Genomic DNA, 18,271 nt, shown 5'->3' on the forward strand with positions numbered 1-18,271 from the left:
AAATGAGAAATGCGAAATGCGAAATGGTGGTGCAGCGCATTTCGTCATCCTGAGCGGAGAAAAACGTCGTATGTTAAAAAATGGCTTATCTGAAACAGGAGAACTGAGTCGAAGGATCTAAGCGCCGCAAAATTTTGATAGCGCTTCGCGCCATCGTCATCTCGAGCGCAGCCCTCGCTCTTCCTTGCAGAACGGTCAGCTCGCTAATTGCGCTATTTCAATCACCGTTTGCTTTTAATCCCCAGCCACTAGTCACTCGAGGCTCCCAATCCCTAATCCCTAGTCACCAGTCACTCATTTTACTTTTTCACGGCTTCTTCCCTGCTCCCTAAGATCTTCACATCCACATCCGTAAGATGCGTCAGGACATCGATGACGATGTTTCTCGTGTCAGCGGTCGAATTGATCTGGCAGGTGGCGCGCTTCGGATCAAGCGTCGTCAAAATGCCAAGGTACTCGTAGCCCTCGATGATGCGGTTGATATAATTCACCGCTTCCGGCGGGATCTCTATATACACTCTGGTATCATCCATGTTTCGCACGTCTCCTTAAAATGGTATAGGCAGGGAGCTCCATCTCCGTCTGCATGGTGAGGACTTCGAGCGGATGCGGCGCACGGTCGACTGCCTCGCCCTCTCCATTGGTGAGTGGTCCGACCGTGAAGAGGCCGACATCCCCTTTCGGCGTCAGGTACTCCAAAGTCTCGCCCACCTTGAAATGATTTCTCTGCTGCACCCGGGTCGTCCCCTCTTCCGATGGCAGGATGAGTCCGACGAAATCATACGGCTGCTCCGGCTGTGACTTGACATACTCCTGCGCGGTATGATCCGCCTCCTGAAAAGCAAACGCCGTGGTGTAGGGGCGGTGCGATACCTTTTCCAGCTCCTCGCGCCACTCCTCCCGCACGCGGTAAGCTCCGCGCTCTGCGTAGTAGGTATCGATCGCCTTGCGGTAGGCAGCGACGACCGCAGCCACATAGTACACGCTCTTCATGCGGCCCTCGATCTTGAGGGAAGAAGCGCCGCCCTCGATGAGCTCGGGGATGTGATCGATCATGCAGAGGTCTTTGCTGTTGAAAATGTATGTCCCGTGGTCATCCTCTTCGATGGGCCAGTACTGTCCGGGACGGGACTCTTCCATGACCGAATACTTGAAGCGGCAGGCCTGGATACATTCGCCGCGGTTCGACTGGCGTTTACCATGCGTGAAGAAATTCGAAAGCAGGCAGCGGCCGGACCAGGAAATGCACATCGCGCCATGGCCGAAGACCTCCAGCTCGATATCCACCTTTTTGCGAATGTCCGCCATTTCCTTCACGGACACTTCACGGGCAAGCACCACGCGCTCTGCCCCCATCTCCTTCCAGACCTTGACCGTCCGCCAGTTCGCTGCGCTCGCCTGCGTGGATACATGGATCGGAAGAGTCGGTGCCACCTCGCGAGCCAGTGAAAAGACCCCAAGATCGGAGATCAGCGCCGCATCCACGTGGATCTCCTCCAGATACCGCAGGTAGTCGTCCAGCCCCTCCAGGTCTTCATTGCGCGGGATGATATTCACGGTCACGTAGACCTTCTTCCCCATCCCGTGCGCATATCGGACGGCTTCTTTCATTTCTTCCTTCGTGAAATTGCCGCCGTATGCGCGAAGGCCGAAGACCTTCCCTGCAAGATAGACGGCGTCCGCTCCGTAGAGAAGAGCCATTTTCATTTTTTCCATCGTCCCCGCCGGTGCTAATAATTCGATTTTGTTCATTATCTAAAACCTTTCCGTTAAACGCTATTTTAAATAAGTTAGCAACCCCCATTTCAAATGGGGGTTTATTTGGAACCCCTCCGGGGTTTTGTACTGACACCTGCCTATGGCAGGTCTAGCAAATCGTCTTTGTACTTACAGCCGCCTATGGCGGCTCTTTCGCTTATTCGTCTTACTTACTTCTCGAACTTATCGCTTTCTTCTTGCTCTGAAATGTAACGCTTGATAACTTCTTCGTTGATATTCCCGACGGTTTCTACATAATAGCCTCGTGCCCAGAGATGCCGTTCTCCCCATCTGGCTTTTATCTCGGGATGCCGGTCGTATATCATTAACGCACTTTTCCCTTTGATATAGGCTACTACGTCTGATATATTCAACTTCGGCGGTATCCCGAGATACAGATGCACATGATCCACGCATGCAGCTCCCTTGATCAGTTCCACTTTCTTCATCTCGCACAATTTTCGGATGATTTCAACCAAATCTTTCCTCATTTGCCCGTAGAATACTTTCTTGCGATATTTTGGGATGAATACGATATGATATGTGCAATTCCATTTGGTATGAGCTATACTATTGTTGTCCATTTGGACTCCTCCTTTGTTAGCTAAAGTGGTTTGCTAGACCCTCTTTATTCTAACACTGGAGGATTTTTTATACTCTAGGCAAAGCTACGGCTCCACCGGGTCCCCCATCTCAGATGGGGGCTTAATATACGAATACAGTTAGAAGTGAGGAGTTAGGAGTGAGGAGTGATGGTGCGGCGCAAAAATTATAAAGCGCCGCTTCTTTTTATTTTTTCTGCCATCGTTTTGGTAATCGCAGACAGCATTTTTTCTATTTCATTACACTCCGTATATAGTCTTTGATAACCTTCTGGAGCGACATAACCACTCTCAAACAACAGTTCCAGCCAGTACAACGTTTCATTGGACTCTTTATAGGCGATGTACATTTTCTGCAAAAACTCCTTCTGTGTGATAGCATGCTCTGCTTCCATTACATTGGCACCAATGCTGGTTCCCGAACGCCCCACTTGGTCTATGATAAAGTACGGACGCTTATTTTTCCGCAAATGCTCCACCAATTTCATGACATGAATCGCAAACTGCTTGCTTTTCTTTGCTACTGTTTGATTGGTATCCATCACGCAACCTCATTATATAAACTTCGCGGCGCTTTATAAATTTGATGCGCCGCACCGCCACTCCTCACTCCTCACTTCTAACTCCTCACTGACTGCCAGTCCATCTCCATCCTTATAAATGACCGTAGCGTAGTGCGTCCTCACATACGCTATATATTCTCTCAGGCGCACGACCAGCGTCCGATACCGATGCGGCACAGGGGCATCACTTTCTACCATGCCGCGGAAAAGCACATTATCCGCCGCGATCACCGCATGCGGCGATAGCTTTTGCTCAATGGCCTTCAGCTGCCGGAGGTACTGGCCCTTCGGGCCATCCAGGTACAGGAAATCATAGGGCCCTTCCAGCGTTTTCAAAAGCTCTGCCGCATCACCCAGATGGCAGTGAACACGCTGCGAGAAGCCGGCCGCTCGCATGACCTCCTCCGCGCGGGCATGGCGCGCAGGATCGATCTCGAGCGTATCGATCTCTGCGAGCGGGAAACGCTCTGCCAAAAGCAACGAGGAGTAGCCGATGGCTGTCCCGATCTCAAGGATACGCTTCGGCGAAGCCTTCTCGGCGGCCGAAAGGAGGAGCGAGCGCTCCGGACCTCGGATGATGGGGACCTGGTCACGGCCGGCTTCGATTTCTAACTCTTTCTTCAGTGCTTCAAGAACTGGATCCATAAATATTCTCCGTCTCCTGCTGGTGTTCTTCGTAGGATCTCGTAAATACATGATGCCCATCAGCCTGCGCGACGTAGTAGAGGTAGTCACCCGGCTCAGCAGCCAGCACCGCCTCTATGGCAGGAAGTCCCGGGCTGCCGATCGGCCCCGGCGGAAGGCCGGGGTGCGTATACGTATTGTACGGCGAGTCGATGCGCGTATCCGCGATGGTCAGCTCCGCCTTCTGCTCGCCCAAGGCATACTGGATCGTCGCATCGATCTGGAGCGGCATGCCGATAGAAAGTCTCTTCAGCATGACAGAGGCGATCGGCACCTGATCCTCCGGGAAACGCGCCTCGCGCTCTACCATCGAGGCGATCGTGAAAAGATCATGCAGTGTCATGTGCTTCGCCTCCGCCCTCTTTCGGATGTCCGGCGTCAGCATGTCATCGGTATGACGATACATGAGATCCAAGATCTGACGCGCCGTGTATTCCTTGGGAATGCTGTACGTATCTGCGAAGAGAAATCCTTCTGCCTTGATCGGTACCGCGACGGGGCCGTACTGGTATTTCAAGGGGCCATAGGTCGCCGCTTCGGCCTCAAAGTCTGCTGCCCCTTCGATGCCCGCCTGCGCGAGCAACTGAGCGATCTGATGCACCGTAGAGCCTTCCGGTACCGTGACCAAGTATGCCTCCGTCTTCCCATGCTTTAAGGCATCAATGGCGTCCCTGATCGTCAGCCCCTTTTCGAGCACATAGTCCCCGCTTTGCAGCTGATTTCCTTCCCCCAGAAGGCGGACATAGAGGCGGAAGCGCACAGCACTTCGTATGACGCCCTGCTTTTCCAGAAGGGATGCGATATCGCCTCCCGTCGCATTCTTTTCGATCCTGACCTGCGCCTTCCCGCTGCGCGCCCCGTGGTCTGCCGCATAGAAATACCAGCCGCCCAGGAGGGCGATGGCCAGCCCCGCCGCCATACCGAGCGCGATGCGCACGCCTTTCTTCTTCGCTTCTTTTTGAGAAAGCTCTGTGTCGTTGTCTTCCACACAGCACCCCTATCCGAGACAGATGTCTCTATTTTTTACTCTACCCATTATATCATATGTAAATATATAATAGTCCGTGGTACAATGAAGTAGCTAGGGAAACGCTGATTCAATCACAGAATCAGTGTTTCCCTAACAATCCCAACAGGTCAATCGATATCTATGATAAAAAGGAGAACTCCCATGTCCATCACCATCGGAATGAAAGGCACTGCCACCAAGATCGTCACAGAAAATGATACCGCGAAAGTGGTAAAAAGCGGCTCGCTCCCCGTCCTCGCCACCCCCGTCCTCTCGGCTCTCATGGAAGAAGCCGCCTGCGATGCGGTGAAGGAAGGTCTCGCCGCAGGCGAAACCACCGTCGGCGGCTTCATCGGTCTTGCCCACAAGCAGCCCACCCTCGTCGGACATACCGTCCGCGCCGAAGCCACCGTCACCGTCGTCAAAGGAAAGAAAATCACCCTCCACTGCCTCGCCTATGACGAAGGTGGAGAAATCGGCGAGGCCGAACACATCCGCTTCGTCGTAGAAGCAAAGCCTTTTATGGAAAAAGCCGGAACGCGGTAGATCGTCCGAAGTCCGCAGTTCGACTTCAGACTTTAGACTTCTGACTTCTGACCTCTGGCATCTCCCAGTCTCCCAGTCCCTCAGTCTCTCAGTCACCAGTCACTAGTCACTTAAAAAAGGAGCCTCCACATCCATGACCCACTCTCCCCTCACCATCCGCACCGCGACCCCCGATGACGCAGCACCGCTGCTTGCGATCTATGCCCCCTACGTCACAAAGACCGCCATCACCTTTGAATACGAAGTCCCCAACGAAGAAGAATTCCGACGCCGGATCCAAACCACCCTTGAAGCCTATCCATACCTCGTCGCAGAGCGGGGAGGAAAGATCATAGGCTACGTCTATGCCAGCGCCTTCCATACCCGCCCCGCCTATGACTGGAATGTCGAGACATCCATCTACATCGCTGAAGAGGCCCGTCACACCGGCGCGGGACGCAAGCTCTACGAAGCCCTTGAGACCTATCTTCGCGCACAGGGCATCGTCACACTCTACGCCTGCATCACCTATCCCGCCACGCCCGATCCCTATGTGGATACGAACAGCGTCGATTTCCACAGCCATATGGGCTACGACCTTGTCGCCAACTTCAAAAAGAGCGGATATAAATTCGACCGCTGGTACGACGTCGTATGGATGGAAAAAGAGATCGGCGCGCACTGGGCGCCCATGGCCCCTGTGAAGCGCTTTCCGGAAATTTTGGATCAGTGACTGGTGACTAGTGGCTAGTATTGCGTTTTCTAAATAACTGACATGTAAGTCAAATTCCGAGTCAAGTTAGGAGTGAGGAGTGAAGGTACGGCGCATAAAATGAGGAAGCGCCGCAAAGTTTTATATAATGAGGTGGTATTGGGCACTATATGAACTGTGTGCCCCTTCCAGCACTTCTTACTTCTCACTCCTCACTAAGTCCAGAATTTAACAAATCGCTATACTATTGACTGGTGGCTAGGGACTAGGGATTAGCAGTCTCAAGTGACTGGTGACTAGGGACTAGTGACTTCAATGCTACCTTCGGGCATCGCCCTATTTATACTCCGCGGCGCATTTCGTCATCCTGAGCGGAGTGAAATGCCGGATGCTCGAAAATGTAAAGGTGGAACCGTGAGAACTGAGCCGAAGGATCTGGCGCCGCACCACCACTCCTCACTCCTCACTCCTCACTAGAGAGCGCGAAGCTTTCAAAAGTAATCAAAAAGCGCCCCGCCCCACGGGCTACCCCCCGAACCTAAAAACCAGACCCCACGTATGTGAGATCTGGTTTTTTTACTGATTTATGATTTCAAAACGCCCGTCCCGTCAAAAGCAGGGATGAAGGCCGCTTCCGCGCTCTCCTTCTGCTGCACGTAGCCATCAATGATGCCGAGCTCCTCCATATAGGACTCGCACGCCTCGTATTCTTCATCCGTGATCCTGCGATCGATCTCCGGAAATTCCGCCGCGCGGCCGCAGGGCGTGTACTGACGCATGAGGCTGAAAAGGACGTCTCCCGGCTCGAACGTCTCCGCCACATACTCGAGGATCCGTTTCGTGTCCTCCACCTGGCCGGGAAGGATCAGATGGCGGATGAGGACGCCCCTCTGCAAGATGCCATCCGCCCCGATCACATAGGGCCCTGTCTCTTTGAACATCTGCTCGATGGCTGCGCTCGCCCTTTCGAAGTAGTCCGGTGCATCACTGTATTTCCCGGAGATCTCCGCATCATAATACTTGAGATCCGGCAGCCAGCACTGTACCTTCTTGCGCAGAAAGGCCACGGTATGCACGCTCTCATAGCCGCCGCAGTTATAAACGACCGGCACCGGCAGCGGCTCGCGAAGACTCTGGAAGATCGCATGGGTGTAATGCGTCGGCGTCACAAGATCGATATTGTGCGCCCCTTTAGCAATGAGCTCGAAGTAGATCTCCCGCAGCCGCTCGACGGAGACCTCGATGCCCTTTCTTCTTTCGGAGATCTCATAATTCTGACAGTACACGCAGGACAGATTGCACCCGGCGAAAAAGACCGTCCCCGCCCCGCGCGTCCCTGCGATGCACGGCTCCTCCCAGTGATGAAGAGCCGCGCGGGAGATCACCGGCAGCATCCCGCTCTGGCAATAGCCAAGCTGACCCTCACCCGTGATGCTCTCCCTGCGCACCACCTTGCACGCACGCGGACACAGATTGCATACGCTCATTTCGATTGACCTTCTTTCATTTGATGGATTATGTCTATTGTAGCATATGGGGTAAGGGTTAGCCCACGGGGCGTGCTGTTTCTTGGTCGGAGAGGAAAGCTTTTCTCAAATTAGGAATTAGGAATGAATGTGGCGGCTTCGCCGCGAGTATGAATAGCCTTCCCCTCGAGGGGAAGGTGCCCCGAAGGGGCGGATAGGGCACTGGCGGCATGAAAGAGAGTGGGAAAATGCGTCTCAAGTCGACGATTTACGAAAGCACCCTATCCACCGCTGACGCGGTCCCCCTTCCCCGATGGGGAAGGCAAATTAGTAGCGGCTACGCCGCAAATATTTATAGGGCGATGCCCGAAAGTCTCTCGATATCAGGTTTCCCGTTTTGGACTTTCCAAACATTGCCCACCTGACCGCGAATAACAAAGATTTCTCGACTTCGCTCGAAATGACGGTGCGAGAGAGCCACTAGTCATCAGTCACTTGAGGCTCCTAATCCCTAGCTACTAGTCACCAGTCACTAGCTACTAATCAGCCCAATTCCCTATTGCCACTGATTTCCAAAAATCATATAATAAGTACGAATTTCCATAATGGATTTAAGGAAACGCTGATTCAATCGCAGAATCAGATTTCATATGGATTTTTATACATAGCGTCGTCGACATTCTCCTTAAATAGCTCGCTATTCGCGTCCTCTGTCTCCTCGCTCTGTATAAAACTCCAAGAATGAAATCTGACAACGATTGAATCAGTGTTTCCCTAGGAAGGAGCATACCCATGCAGAAAGAAACGGGCCTTTTGGAGCGAGTTTTCCACCTGAGTGAAAACGGTACATCCGTCAAGACGGAGATCATGGCGGGTATCACCACCTTTATGACCATGGCTTACATCCTGGCTGTCAATCCGGCCATCATGAGCGCAGCCGGCATGGACAAGGGCGCTGTCCTGACAGCGACCGCCATCGCCGGTTTTCTGGGGACTGTCCTCATGGCCGCTTTTTCGAATTACCCCTTCGCCCTGGCACCGGGCATGGGGCTGAATGCCTTCTTCGCCTTCACCGTCGTAAAGCAGATGGGCTACACTTGGGAAATGGCACTGGCTGCCGTCTTCGTCGAGGGTGTCATCTTCATCGTGCTCTCTCTCACGAATGTCCGTGAAGCGATCTTCAATGCGATCCCGCTCAATCTGAAGAAAGCCGTCTCTGCCGGTATCGGCCTCTTCATCTGCTTCATCGGCCTCACCGGTGCGCAGATCATCGTCGGCAACCCGGCCACCAAGATCTCCCTCTTTTCCTTCAAGCAGGCCATGCTGGCCGGTACCTTCCATACCACCGGCATCACCGTCGTACTCGCCATCCTGGGCGTCCTCTTCACCGCCTTCCTCATGGTCGCAAAGGTGAGAGGCAATATCCTCTGGGGCATCCTCTTCACATGGATCCTTGGCATTCTTTGCGAAGTCACCGGTCTCTATGTGCCGGATCCGGCGCACGGCGCTTTCAGCACCCTGCCCAATCTCTCCGCCGGCCTTGCCTCCTTTGCTCCGGCCAGCATCTCTCCCCTCATCGGTGAGCTCGACTTCTCGCAAGTCGCGACCTTCAACTTCGTCGTCGTCCTTCTCGCCTTCCTCTTCGTCGATGTCTTCGATACCTTAGGCACACTGATCGGCGTTTCCTCCAAAGCCAATATGCTCGATGATGAGGGCCGTCTGCCGCGCATCAAGGGCGCGCTCATGGCAGACGCCGTAGCCACCACCGCAGGCGCTGTCCTCGGCGTCTCCACCACCACGACCTATGTCGAAAGTGCAGCAGGTGTCTCGGAGGGTGGACGCACCGGTCTCACTGCGATGACCGTCGCCGTCCTCTTCATCCTCTCCCTCTTCCTCTCCCCCTTCTTCATGGCCATCCCCGCCTTTGCGACCGCACCGGCACTCATCACCGTCGGCTTCCTGATGTTCACCGCCGTAGCCGGCATCGACTTTACGGACATGACAGAAGCCATCCCATGCTACCTCGCCATCATCGCGATGCCATTCGCTTACTCCATCGCAGAAGGCATCTCCTTCGGCGTCATCTCTTACGTCATCATCAATACCCTCGCCGGCAAGACAGAAAAGATCAGCCCGCTCATGTACATCCTGGCCGTGCTTTTCATCCTGAAATATATCCTGCTGTAAGGGAAAAGGAACACGGGCCGATGCCCGCCTGTCAAACCATGTAAAAAACAACGCAGTGACCCTGTCACTGCGTTGTTTTTTCTAGGGGCCGCGGATCCGACCCTAGCCCGCGCGGATCCGCGGCCCCAGTTCTTACCGAAAGGAGCCCAAATGAAACTGCTCTTCCGCCTTCTCACTCTCCTCTTTTTCACCCTCACCACGCTTTCCGCGAATGCGCAAGCGCCCATCCTCACGGCCGACGCCGCGATCCTGATCGATGCCCGGACGGGACAAGTCCTCTATGAAAAAAATGCGGACAAGCGGGAATCCCCTGCCAGCATGACGAAGATGATGACCTGCATCCTCGCTCTGGAAAGGGGGAATCCTCTCAAAACCATCGCTGTCAGTGCCAATGCCGCCAACGTCGAGTCCACCGAGCTTTGCGGCGGCGAATGGATCCGTCTCGGAGACCTCACCTATCAGATGATGCTGATCTCTGATAACGGGGCGGCCACCGCCATCGCAGAAGCCATCGGCGGAAATGTGAATCATTTCGCTTCCATGATGAATGAAAAAGCCCGCGCCATCGGTGCCGTCGGTACCCACTTCGTCAATGCAAACGGCATGCCGGATGAAGACCACTACTCGACAGCCCGCGACATGGCGAAGATCGCGCAGTATGGCCTTCGAAACAAAGAATTTCGGCAGATCGTTTCTACCAAAAGCAAGCAGGTCCACTACGAACGCCCGAGCAAAAATCTCCCCTGCACGAATACCAATCATCTCCTCTTCACCTATGACGGTGCCATCGGCGTCAAGACAGGCTACACCCGCGCCGCGCAAGGCTGCCTTGCCGCAGCCGCCACAAGGAATGGCAGGACCCTCATCGCCGTCATCATGCACGCCGGCTGGGGCAGCCGCTTCACGGAAGCCGCTGCGCTTTTGGATCACGGATTTGAAATGAAGAAGTGACTAGTGACTGGGGACTCGGGACTTGAATACGACTTTTGAGCATCGCTCTATTTATACTTCACGGCGCTTCCATAGTATTATGCGCCGCACCAACCCCGTTGAACCTTCTGAACCCATCCCCGCCCCCCTTGCAGAAATTCTCCATATTCATTAGAATAAATGAAAGAAACATAAAACTTCCATTTACTGTTCAAAGGAGTACTCTGATGAAAAAATTGATCCTCACAAGCCTGCTCACCCTCGCTCTCGCGGCTTCCGCATCGGCTGCCGTTCCCTCCGGCGGTGTATACCTAGATAAGGACGGCACCCCGCTCACGGAAGCGCAGCAGGTCCCGCCGTCGCTTAGATCTCACAAAATGGCGCCGCAGAACGCCGCCATTCAGGAAGCGATGGCAGCGCTTCCACACAGCACGAGTACGCTCATCGCCCTTACCGTCACCGAAGACGGGACAGCGGCCAATGCTTCCGTGGCACAAAGCTCCGGTTCCATCATTCTGGACCAATACGCCATAGATTCCGTGAACCTCTGGCAGTTCCGGCCGGCGAAACGCGGTGACAGATCTGTCTCAACGAGCGTGACCATTCCGCTCCGCTTCATCTCCACCATGATCTCCGTCCCCGCCGCCCCCACCAGCCAGGTCCTGAAAGACATGCCGGAAGAAGTCCGCGAGGCCGCTGAGAGAAACGCTCACCCCGTCCTCACCGTGAAGGTGTATGTGAATAGCGATGGGAAGATGGACGGCGCACCTGAGGTCATGAAGGATGAGAAACTGTCCGGTGCTGATTTCAAAGCTCTTTCGAAATACGTGACCGCTTCCGTAAAGACCTGGACCTTCACCGCTGCGAAGAACCCTGACGGTGAAGCCATCGGCTCTGAAATCCTGATCCCCGTGCAGGTGTAAAAGGGGGCACGGTTAGCCCCGTGGGGCAACTCGCCCTTTGATTGGGGATGAAAGTTTCTCTTGAATGAGAAATTAGAAATGAGAAATGGTGGTGCGGCGCATAAAAATCAGAAGCGCCGCGGAGGTTTGACGTTTCCCACAAAACGCTCAGGCTCCCACCCGAACAACCAATAACAAGCAATAAAAAAGACTCTTTTAACAGAGTCTTTTTCATTGCTATGGATTTACGTTTAAGCGTCGGAATGGAGCAAACCACCCCCGAACCGTGAAGTTTGAAGTTTGAAAGTAGGGATGAATAGCCTCGAGTGACTCGTGACTGGTGACTTGCATGCCATCTTCGGGCATCGCTTCATATATATTCGCGGCAAAGCCGCCACCTTCATTCCTCATTCCTAATTCCTCATTCCTAATTCGCGCAAGCTTTCATCCGCGCTCAAGGGGGCGGCACGCCCACGGGGCTAACCCTGCACCCGTTTTAATTCAGCGTCACATACTTTCCGCCTTCGACCTTGAGGAGGACGAGGTCGACATCCGGATCCCCGGAATTATTGAAGGTCATCGGACCGACAGCGGACTCGAAATTCTTCACATTCGCGAGGGCCTCTCTGACCTTCTTCGAATCCGTCGTGGTGCCTGCGTCTTCCATCGCTTTCGCTGCGAGCTTCACAGAAACATACGCACATGCTGCGAAGTTGTCCGGATCGTGATTGTACTTCGCCTTGAAGTTCTTCACGAAGTCCTTGGTCGCCTGGCTGTTGCGGTCAGCCGACCACATAGAGGAGACATACACATTGTCAGCGGCCGCTCCTGCGATTTTGAGGAGCTCGGGCGAAACGAAACCGTTATCCCCGAGGACAGGCTGATTCATTCCCATTTCTCTCATCTTCTTCAGGATGAGTCCGCCTTCCTGATAGTAACCGGCAACGACGACCGCATCCGGATTCACATTGTGGATCTTCGTCAGCTGTGCGGAGAAGTCCGTATCCTTATCCGCGAAGGTTTCCGTCGCGACGATGTTCACGCCCTCCGCTTCGAGCGCCTTCACAAAGGTCTTGTAGGCAGATACCTGATGCTCGTTGTTGTTCGAGTAGAGGACAGCCACATTCTTATAGCCGAGGAGCTTGTGCGTTTTCTGCACGGTCTGCGGGATATTCTTCGACTCCGGCACGCAGTTTCTGAACATGTAGTCGCCGATCTCGATGAGGCCTTCTGCGGTGGTCGCTGCGCCGAGGAGCGGGATCTGCGCCTTCTGGAAGAGCGGGCCGACCGCTTTGTATTCGCCGGAAATCAAGGGGCCGACGACAAGCACCTTCTTGGCAGCGATCATCTTCTGCGCCGCGCTCACGCACTGCTGCACATTGCCCTTCGTATCCGCCATTTCGACATCGAAGTGGATCTTGCCTTCCTTATTCACTTCCTCGACCGCCAGGTCAAAGCCTTCCTTCTCCGCAAGACCATACGAAGCGACACCGCCCGACACGCCATTCAGGAAGCCCACCTTTGCGACCTTCGCGCCTGCTGCCGGCTTCGAAGCGCTTTCCTTATTGCCATTGCCGCCGCATCCTGCCAGGCCTGCCATCGCAGCTGCCAGCATCAGTCCAAGTCCTGCTCTTTTCATCATTTTTTTCATTTCCATTTTTAGTTCTCCTTTAGTTGTCAATAGCAAATCGTTCTTGATCGTGTTGCTTGGGAAATCCAAAGTGAAAGGCTTGAGGTTTGCGATACGAGCAAATTGACAAGACTCGCGGCGCTTTTTACCATTCCTCATTCCTGATAAAAAAAGCCCCCGATGAGAACACTCTCATCGGAGGCGCTTTGGCGCGGTACCACTCCGGCTTATCACTCACCATCCGCAGATGATCCAAGAAAAAAGTCCCTGCCCCGAAAGGGCAAGGACGCTTTTGCGTGGTACCACCTTGCATTTATACTCTGCCAAGGGGCGTACCGGAAATCAAAAAGCCCCTGTCCACTCTGGGACAGGGGCGAGATCGCGGTACCACCCTGCATTATACTTTAATGGCTATTCCGTAACGGGGACATCCGTCCAAGCCTACTACCTTCGGCCGGGAAGCTCACGAGTGATAGATCACGGATACGTTGCACCGGTTTTCACCATCCACCGGCTCTCTGAGGCTCCGAACTTCCGATTTCCTCTCGTTCACAGCATGTACTTGTTTGAACTTGACTGCAAGTATACAGGATGAAAATGCATTTGTCAAATGGAATTTTTATTGAAAGTTCGTTTAATGAAAGAGCGTTCGATGGCTGCGGGAGTGATGGCGGCTTCGCCGAGATCCTTCGACGCAAACCTCGTCTGTTCTGGCGTAGGCTATCGAACAAGCATCGTTTCCCTCCGCTCAGGATGACGAAATGCGCCGCGCCATCCCCTTTGAACCTGCTGAACCTATAGAACCCGCTGAACCTCTTCCATGCCATCAAGAGACACCCCGCCCGCGGCCGATCCTTTCATCGTTTAGTACCTTGCATTACAAAGTACCTTGTGATATAGTATTAGCAGATGAGAACCAAGGTCGCCTATGCGATCAGCATTTCCCTAAAGAAAGGAGCGATCATGAACGTCCAACTCAAGAAGGGAGTGATGGAGATCGTCGTGCTCTCCATGCTCCGCCGGAAAGACTTCTACGGTTACGAGCTGGTGACAGAGATTTCCAAATACATTGAAATGTCCGAAGGCACCATTTACCCGCTCCTCAACCGTTTCAAGAAGGATGGGCTCGTCGATACCTATCTCGCCGAGTCACACAATGGTCCGCCCAGAAAGTACTACCGCATCACGGACAGCGGACGCACGGAATTCAAAGAGTCTGTCAAAGAATGGCAGGAATTTAACAAAGCAGTACAGAAGCTCATGCAAGAAGGAGGCGAGCCTCAATGAATAAAACAGAATTTTTAGACCTTCTCCGCTACTATTTCAGAAATGCAAAGAAGAGCGAGGTGGAAGAGATCCTCGCTGATTACGAAGCCCACTTTGAAGAAGGAAAGAAGCGCGGGCTCACCGAAGAGGCCATCGCAAAGGAGCTCGGAAGTCCGAAGGACATCTATGAGTCCTACGCTTCTGAGGGCGTCGTCGATGAGAAATCCAAAAGCGTGCGCTTCACCGATGACGCGAAGGAAGCCGCGACCGCAGCGGCCCGCAAAGCGGGAAAAGCCTGGGACGAGGTCAGTCCGAAGCTGCCTGCGGCTGCCGAAAGGGCGGCGCTTCTCACCTCGCGCCTGCTCTACGGCACCAGCCTTCTCCTCGCTATCATTCTTATCTGCGCGACCCTGCTGATCCTCGCTCTCATCTCCATCGAGTTTGCTCCGCTGCCCGGCGTCATGCCTCTGCCCGGCCTTCACCTCATGACGAAGCTCTCCATCGGCGTCGCAGGAGTCTCCTCCGCACTCGCCGTCTTCCTCATCGGCCGCGAAGGCAGTAGGGCCCTGCAGGGCTCCTTTTCCAAGGAAGAGAAGGGCGGTGAAGAAAAATGAAAAAGATCGTCGTCTGCATCGCACTCGCGATCATCTCCATGATGAGCGCCGCCGCCTCCTTCCTCGTCAATGACGCCCCGGCGTACAGAAGCTGGGCGCAGGTGAACCGCCCGAAGATCATGGAGACCTTTGGCCGGGATAAAAAAGAAAAGCCGGGCAAAATGCCCCCGCCCGTTGCCCGTCCCAGAAAAGAAGAACAGCGCGCGCCCATGATGAATCCGTCCCATCCCAAAATGGAAGACAAAGACCATCACCAGAGTGCGCGCGACAAAGCAGGCCCGCCGACAGCTCCGCAGGAAGAGGGAAATCAGTGACTAGGGACTAGGGACTAAATACCACGTTCGGGCATCGCCATTATTTACACTCCGCGGCGCTTCCATATTTTGATGCGCCGCACCACCACTCCTCACTCCTCACTCCTCATTCCTCACTCCTCATTTTTCTCCCCTTCCCTTTCCCTGCGTTTTTATATATACTGAGTACAACAGATTTTTATGCGACCCTCGCCGTCATAAAAGAAAGGATGAATCATCATGAAAAAACTGAATGTACTCCTCACCGCTTCTCTCTTAGGTCTTGCCCTCACGGGCACTGCCCTCCTCACTGACACGGCGAGCGCCAAGGATCCGACGCCGCAGAATGCCGGACAGGCAGAGGCTAAGAAGCCCGCCCAGCGCGAGCTGAAAGACTGGGAAAAGAAGTATTACGAACTTCATCCTGACCAGCTGAAGCAGGATCAGGAAAAAGCCCATCCCGAAAAGAGACGTCATACCGATGAGGATGACGTAGAGTGGCATCGGCTCTGAGACGATGTCAAGAAAACACTGCCTTCGTCGGCCAGTCCGATGGAAGCAGTGCTTCTCGGAGTCGTTGCTCCTCATCCCCAATGAAAGGAGCCTGTCATGACTACGATAAAAAAACGTTTCCTGATCGCCGCTTGTGCGCTTGCCTTCTTATCCGCCGGTGCCTTTGCTCTGAATACGGCCTCGGCCGCAGACATGGAAGAAAGGGGCCATGACTACCACATCGCTCTTCATGAAGCCCGCCATCCGGGCGATCCCCTTCCGCCGCCGGAATACCGCCACCATAAGAAGCATAGGAGAGCCCATGCGCACCATGTCAAGGCGGAGCGGAGATACCACCACAAGCCCCCGATCTGCGTCACTCGATGACACCTATCTCTCAAGCCCCAGGAAAAGAGGCCCAAGAAAAACGCACAGCCGTATGGCTGTGCGTTTTAGCATGACCGCGCGGCAGCCGTGAATCCGGACTTTGAAAGCACGGATCTGATCGTTATCCGGTCTCACTCTTGCATCCATCTCTGCACCTACGCAGTATTTCCCGCCACCCCTGCAAAGTTTCTTTTACAGGGGAACAAATATACAGAAGAGGAGTACGACATGAGTTCCAAAGAAGAATCATCGACCATGGAAAACGTGCAGAAGGACATACAGTGTCTGCGGAAGTTTTTTTCCATAGTACGTCTTGTCAAGGCTGCGCCTCCCGAAGGCCGGGATACAGCGGATGGTTCCACGCTTTCCGCAGGTGATGATGACAGCCGCCGAAGCACTTGTGAATTCTGCGCCCCGCAGAACCATCAGAGCACCCTTACCGATAAGGGCATGCATCTCCACTTCAAGGTCATCGACGGCAAAATGTACCAGATCTTTGCGAAGCCGCTCACGATCGAAGGAGTGCCCTACGTTCTGGAAATGCTAAAGCACATCGATAATACAGACCTCTTCCTTGCGCAAGGCTATGACCAGCTGATGTCCTTCAGCCAGCAGCTCTACATCGATGCCCTGACCGGCGCGTACAACCGCCGTTTCTGGGAAGACAAAATGAAGAGCTTTTCCGGCGTTGCCGGTACCGCTCTGATCGACCTCGATGACCTGAAGCTCTACAACGACACCTTCGGCCACAGCGCAGGCGATGCCGCCCTGAAGGCGCTGGTACAGATCACAAAGAAAAGCATCCGCCGGACAGACAAGCTGATCCGCTATGGCGGAGATGAATTTCTCCTCATCATGCCGAACGTCTCCTCCTCCATCTTCGCAGAGAAGCTCCGCACCATCCAAGAGCACATCCATGAGGCAGACTTCCCCGAATTCCCCGGACTTAAGATCTCTGCCAGCATCGGCGGCGCTATGCTCTACAGCGGCAGCATCGAAGAAGTCGTCTCCCGTGCGGACAAGCTCATGTACTATGCCAAGTCCTATAAAAATACCGTGGCCATGGACGAAGAGGTGGAATATGAAAAGGCGCTGCTCGATACCTCTGCTGCGAAGCCGAAGGTACTGATCGTCGATGATTCGGAGCTGAACCGGGATCTCCTGAAAGAAATGCTACGCGATCGTTATGAGGTCCTCGAAGCCGCAGACGGTGAAAAAGGGCTCGCTCTCCTCTATGAGCTCGGAACGAAGATCTCCCTCGTACTTCTCGACGTCGTCATGCCGAAGCTCGGAGGCTTCGATGTACTCGCCGTCATGCAGAAGGAACGCTGGCTCGATGACATCCCCGTCATGATGATCTCCGCCGAAGACTCCCCTGCCTTCATTCAAAGAGCCTATGACATGGGCGCGTCCGACTATATCACCCGCACCTTTAATATGAACGTCGTCCGCCAACGCTCGGACAATATCACAAAGCTGTATGCCAAGCAGCGCCGTCTCTTGAGCCTGGTGTCAAGCCAGATCCAGGAAAAAGAACGAAATAACCACATCATCATCAGCATCCTTTCCGAAGTCGTCGGTCTCAAAAACGGGGAAAGCCGCAAGCACATCCTGAGTGTCAGCCGCATCACCGAGCTTCTCTTATCACGTGTCATGCAGCGCACCAGCCGCTACCATCTCACCTGGCAGGATGAAGCCCTCATCACGAATGCCGCCGCTCTCCATGACATCGGCAAGATCGGTATCGATGAGAAGATCCTGAACAAGCCCGGCAAGCTGACCAAGGAAGAATTCGAGATCATGAAAACGCACACCCTGATCGGCGCGAAGATGGTCGAACATCTGGAAGCCTTTCGGGAAGAGCCCCTTGTCAAGGTGACTTACGCCATCTGCCGCTGGCATCACGAGCGCTGGGACGGTCGCGGATACCCCGACGGCCTCAAGGGCGATGCCATCCCGATCTCTGCGCAGATCGTATCCATCGCTGACGTCTACGATGCCTTGACAAGCAAGCGCGTCTACAAGGACGCCTTCGCTCACGAAAAAGCCATCCGGATGATCCTCGACGGGGAATGCGGCCTCTTCAACCCGCTCCTCTTGAACTGTCTGCTGGACATCAAAGACAGCCTGAAGGAGGAACTAGAGAAAAACAGCACCGGCCTTGCCATCCATCGGAAGATCCCCGACGGGATCATCCGGGATCTGTGACCGATGATCTCTCCTCCCCTCTCATCTTTTCCGTGGCGCGCCA

Annotated in this window: 20 protein-coding genes; 12 read left to right on the top strand and 8 right to left on the bottom strand. The window is 54.1% G+C overall.

Features of this window, described 5'->3' with window-relative positions; all coding sequences use genetic code 11:
* Positions 1 to 299: 299 nt before the first annotated feature.
* The 6 genes from ACGG9R_RS09605 to mltG all read right to left on the bottom strand — a co-directional run bounded on the left by ACGG9R_RS09605 (position 300) and on the right by mltG (position 4,595).
* Positions 300 to 533 (bottom strand): DUF4911 domain-containing protein, encoded by a 234-nt coding sequence (locus ACGG9R_RS09605; RefSeq protein WP_390154429.1) that lies wholly within the window; start codon positions 531 to 533, stop codon positions 300 to 302.
* On the bottom strand, positions 526 to 1,752 hold the full coding sequence (locus ACGG9R_RS09610) for a U32 family peptidase (protein ID WP_390154432.1): 1,227 nt from the start codon (positions 1,750 to 1,752) through the stop codon (positions 526 to 528). Before ACGG9R_RS09610 ends, ACGG9R_RS09605 begins: the two co-directional genes overlap by 8 nt.
* A gap of 176 nt (positions 1,753 to 1,928) precedes the next feature.
* Entirely contained in the window at positions 1,929 to 2,342 is a 414-nt protein-coding gene (tnpA, locus tag ACGG9R_RS09615) for an IS200/IS605 family transposase (protein ID WP_045172396.1), read from the bottom strand.
* A gap of 185 nt (positions 2,343 to 2,527) precedes the next feature.
* Positions 2,528 to 2,902 (bottom strand): four helix bundle protein, encoded by a 375-nt coding sequence (locus ACGG9R_RS09620; RefSeq protein WP_022105809.1) that lies wholly within the window; start codon positions 2,900 to 2,902, stop codon positions 2,528 to 2,530.
* A 33-nt stretch (positions 2,903 to 2,935) separates the two neighbouring features.
* Positions 2,936 to 3,568, bottom strand: coding sequence for an O-methyltransferase (locus ACGG9R_RS09625; protein ID WP_390154435.1), 633 nt, complete (start codon positions 3,566 to 3,568; stop codon positions 2,936 to 2,938).
* The gene (mltG, locus tag ACGG9R_RS09630) at positions 3,552 to 4,595 is read right to left on the bottom strand and encodes an endolytic transglycosylase MltG (protein WP_390154437.1); all 1,044 of its coding nucleotides are present in this window, start codon (positions 4,593 to 4,595) and stop codon (positions 3,552 to 3,554) included. The genes ACGG9R_RS09625 and mltG overlap by 17 nt, the downstream gene beginning before the upstream one ends.
* A gap of 183 nt (positions 4,596 to 4,778) precedes the next feature.
* Between mltG and ACGG9R_RS09635 the strand changes: the two genes are divergently transcribed.
* Positions 4,779 to 5,162: a thioesterase family protein gene (locus ACGG9R_RS09635; protein WP_390154440.1), complete on the top strand. Its 384-nt coding sequence runs from the start codon at positions 4,779 to 4,781 to the stop codon at positions 5,160 to 5,162.
* 133 nt (positions 5,163 to 5,295) lie between these two features.
* Positions 5,296 to 5,874 carry a GNAT family N-acetyltransferase gene (locus tag ACGG9R_RS09640; RefSeq protein ID WP_390154443.1) on the top strand — a complete coding sequence of 193 codons (579 nt, stop codon included), beginning with the start codon at positions 5,296 to 5,298 and terminating at the stop codon, positions 5,872 to 5,874.
* Between the two features lie 563 nt (positions 5,875 to 6,437).
* Here ACGG9R_RS09640 and ACGG9R_RS09645 read toward each other — a convergent pair.
* A complete protein-coding gene (locus ACGG9R_RS09645; protein ID WP_390154446.1) occupies positions 6,438 to 7,340 on the bottom strand; it encodes a 4Fe-4S cluster-binding domain-containing protein in 903 nt (300 codons plus the stop codon).
* 771 nt (positions 7,341 to 8,111) lie between these two features.
* On the opposite strand from ACGG9R_RS09645, the gene ACGG9R_RS09650 reads away from it, so the two are divergent.
* The 3 genes from ACGG9R_RS09650 to ACGG9R_RS09660 all read left to right on the top strand — a co-directional run bounded on the left by ACGG9R_RS09650 (position 8,112) and on the right by ACGG9R_RS09660 (position 11,359).
* Entirely contained in the window at positions 8,112 to 9,506 is a 1,395-nt protein-coding gene (locus ACGG9R_RS09650) for an NCS2 family permease (RefSeq protein WP_390154449.1), read from the top strand.
* Between the two features lie 150 nt (positions 9,507 to 9,656).
* Positions 9,657 to 10,457, top strand: a complete 801-nt coding sequence (locus ACGG9R_RS09655) for a D-alanyl-D-alanine carboxypeptidase family protein (protein ID WP_390154451.1) — start codon at positions 9,657 to 9,659, stop codon at positions 10,455 to 10,457.
* Between the two features lie 206 nt (positions 10,458 to 10,663).
* Positions 10,664 to 11,359 carry a TonB family protein gene (locus ACGG9R_RS09660; protein ID WP_390154454.1) on the top strand — a complete coding sequence of 232 codons (696 nt, stop codon included), beginning with the start codon at positions 10,664 to 10,666 and terminating at the stop codon, positions 11,357 to 11,359.
* Positions 11,360 to 11,834: 475 nt separating this feature from the next.
* Here the strand turns inward: ACGG9R_RS09660 and ACGG9R_RS09665 are convergent, their stop codons facing one another.
* Positions 11,835 to 12,995, bottom strand: coding sequence for an ABC transporter substrate-binding protein (locus ACGG9R_RS09665; RefSeq protein WP_390154457.1), 1,161 nt, complete (start codon positions 12,993 to 12,995; stop codon positions 11,835 to 11,837).
* Between the two features lie 583 nt (positions 12,996 to 13,578).
* Here ACGG9R_RS09665 and ACGG9R_RS09670 point away from each other — a divergent pair.
* The 7 genes from ACGG9R_RS09670 to ACGG9R_RS09700 all read left to right on the top strand — a co-directional run bounded on the left by ACGG9R_RS09670 (position 13,579) and on the right by ACGG9R_RS09700 (position 18,228).
* Positions 13,579 to 13,725: a hypothetical protein gene (locus tag ACGG9R_RS09670; RefSeq protein WP_390154460.1), complete on the top strand. Its 147-nt coding sequence runs from the start codon at positions 13,579 to 13,581 to the stop codon at positions 13,723 to 13,725.
* Between the two features lie 206 nt (positions 13,726 to 13,931).
* On the top strand, positions 13,932 to 14,255 hold the full coding sequence (locus ACGG9R_RS09675) for a PadR family transcriptional regulator (protein ID WP_022105819.1): 324 nt from the start codon (positions 13,932 to 13,934) through the stop codon (positions 14,253 to 14,255).
* The gene (locus ACGG9R_RS09680; RefSeq protein ID WP_390154463.1) at positions 14,252 to 14,848 is read left to right on the top strand and encodes a DUF1700 domain-containing protein; all 597 of its coding nucleotides are present in this window, start codon (positions 14,252 to 14,254) and stop codon (positions 14,846 to 14,848) included. Before ACGG9R_RS09675 ends, ACGG9R_RS09680 begins: the two co-directional genes overlap by 4 nt.
* Positions 14,845 to 15,162 carry a hypothetical protein gene (locus tag ACGG9R_RS09685; protein WP_390154465.1) on the top strand — a complete coding sequence of 106 codons (318 nt, stop codon included), beginning with the start codon at positions 14,845 to 14,847 and terminating at the stop codon, positions 15,160 to 15,162. Before ACGG9R_RS09680 ends, ACGG9R_RS09685 begins: the two co-directional genes overlap by 4 nt.
* Before the next feature lie 219 nt (positions 15,163 to 15,381).
* A complete protein-coding gene (locus tag ACGG9R_RS09690) occupies positions 15,382 to 15,654 on the top strand; it encodes a hypothetical protein (protein WP_390154468.1) in 273 nt (90 codons plus the stop codon).
* A gap of 96 nt (positions 15,655 to 15,750) precedes the next feature.
* Positions 15,751 to 16,020, top strand: coding sequence for a hypothetical protein (locus tag ACGG9R_RS09695; RefSeq protein ID WP_390154470.1), 270 nt, complete (start codon positions 15,751 to 15,753; stop codon positions 16,018 to 16,020).
* A gap of 228 nt (positions 16,021 to 16,248) precedes the next feature.
* The gene (locus ACGG9R_RS09700) at positions 16,249 to 18,228 is read left to right on the top strand and encodes a diguanylate cyclase (RefSeq protein WP_390154472.1); all 1,980 of its coding nucleotides are present in this window, start codon (positions 16,249 to 16,251) and stop codon (positions 18,226 to 18,228) included.
* Positions 18,229 to 18,271: the final 43 nt, after the last annotated feature.

Source organism: Dialister sp. i34-0019-2H8, assembly GCF_042846925.1.
Lineage (GTDB): Bacteria > Bacillota > Negativicutes > Veillonellales > Dialisteraceae > Dialister.

Coding starts and splice junctions, on each gene's coding strand:
- ACGG9R_RS09605 (WP_390154429.1), bottom strand. CDS start 533: ATGGATGATACCAGAGTGTATATAGAGATCCCGCCGGAAGCGGTGAAT.
- ACGG9R_RS09610 (WP_390154432.1), bottom strand. CDS start 1,752: ATGAACAAAATCGAATTATTAGCACCGGCGGGGACGATGGAAAAAATG.
- tnpA (WP_045172396.1), bottom strand. CDS start 2,342: ATGGACAACAATAGTATAGCTCATACCAAATGGAATTGCACATATCAT.
- ACGG9R_RS09620 (WP_022105809.1), bottom strand. CDS start 2,902: ATGGATACCAATCAAACAGTAGCAAAGAAAAGCAAGCAGTTTGCGATT.
- ACGG9R_RS09625 (WP_390154435.1), bottom strand. CDS start 3,568: ATGGATCCAGTTCTTGAAGCACTGAAGAAAGAGTTAGAAATCGAAGCC.
- ACGG9R_RS09635 (WP_390154440.1), top strand. CDS start 4,779: ATGTCCATCACCATCGGAATGAAAGGCACTGCCACCAAGATCGTCACA.
- ACGG9R_RS09640 (WP_390154443.1), top strand. CDS start 5,296: ATGACCCACTCTCCCCTCACCATCCGCACCGCGACCCCCGATGACGCA.
- ACGG9R_RS09645 (WP_390154446.1), bottom strand. CDS start 7,340: ATGAGCGTATGCAATCTGTGTCCGCGTGCGTGCAAGGTGGTGCGCAGG.
- ACGG9R_RS09650 (WP_390154449.1), top strand. CDS start 8,112: ATGCAGAAAGAAACGGGCCTTTTGGAGCGAGTTTTCCACCTGAGTGAA.
- ACGG9R_RS09655 (WP_390154451.1), top strand. CDS start 9,657: ATGAAACTGCTCTTCCGCCTTCTCACTCTCCTCTTTTTCACCCTCACC.
- ACGG9R_RS09660 (WP_390154454.1), top strand. CDS start 10,664: ATGAAAAAATTGATCCTCACAAGCCTGCTCACCCTCGCTCTCGCGGCT.
- ACGG9R_RS09665 (WP_390154457.1), bottom strand. CDS start 12,995: ATGGAAATGAAAAAAATGATGAAAAGAGCAGGACTTGGACTGATGCTG.
- ACGG9R_RS09670 (WP_390154460.1), top strand. CDS start 13,579: ATGGAATTTTTATTGAAAGTTCGTTTAATGAAAGAGCGTTCGATGGCT.
- ACGG9R_RS09675 (WP_022105819.1), top strand. CDS start 13,932: ATGAACGTCCAACTCAAGAAGGGAGTGATGGAGATCGTCGTGCTCTCC.
- ACGG9R_RS09680 (WP_390154463.1), top strand. CDS start 14,252: ATGAATAAAACAGAATTTTTAGACCTTCTCCGCTACTATTTCAGAAAT.
- ACGG9R_RS09685 (WP_390154465.1), top strand. CDS start 14,845: ATGAAAAAGATCGTCGTCTGCATCGCACTCGCGATCATCTCCATGATG.
- ACGG9R_RS09690 (WP_390154468.1), top strand. CDS start 15,382: ATGAAAAAACTGAATGTACTCCTCACCGCTTCTCTCTTAGGTCTTGCC.
- ACGG9R_RS09695 (WP_390154470.1), top strand. CDS start 15,751: ATGACTACGATAAAAAAACGTTTCCTGATCGCCGCTTGTGCGCTTGCC.
- ACGG9R_RS09700 (WP_390154472.1), top strand. CDS start 16,249: ATGAGTTCCAAAGAAGAATCATCGACCATGGAAAACGTGCAGAAGGAC.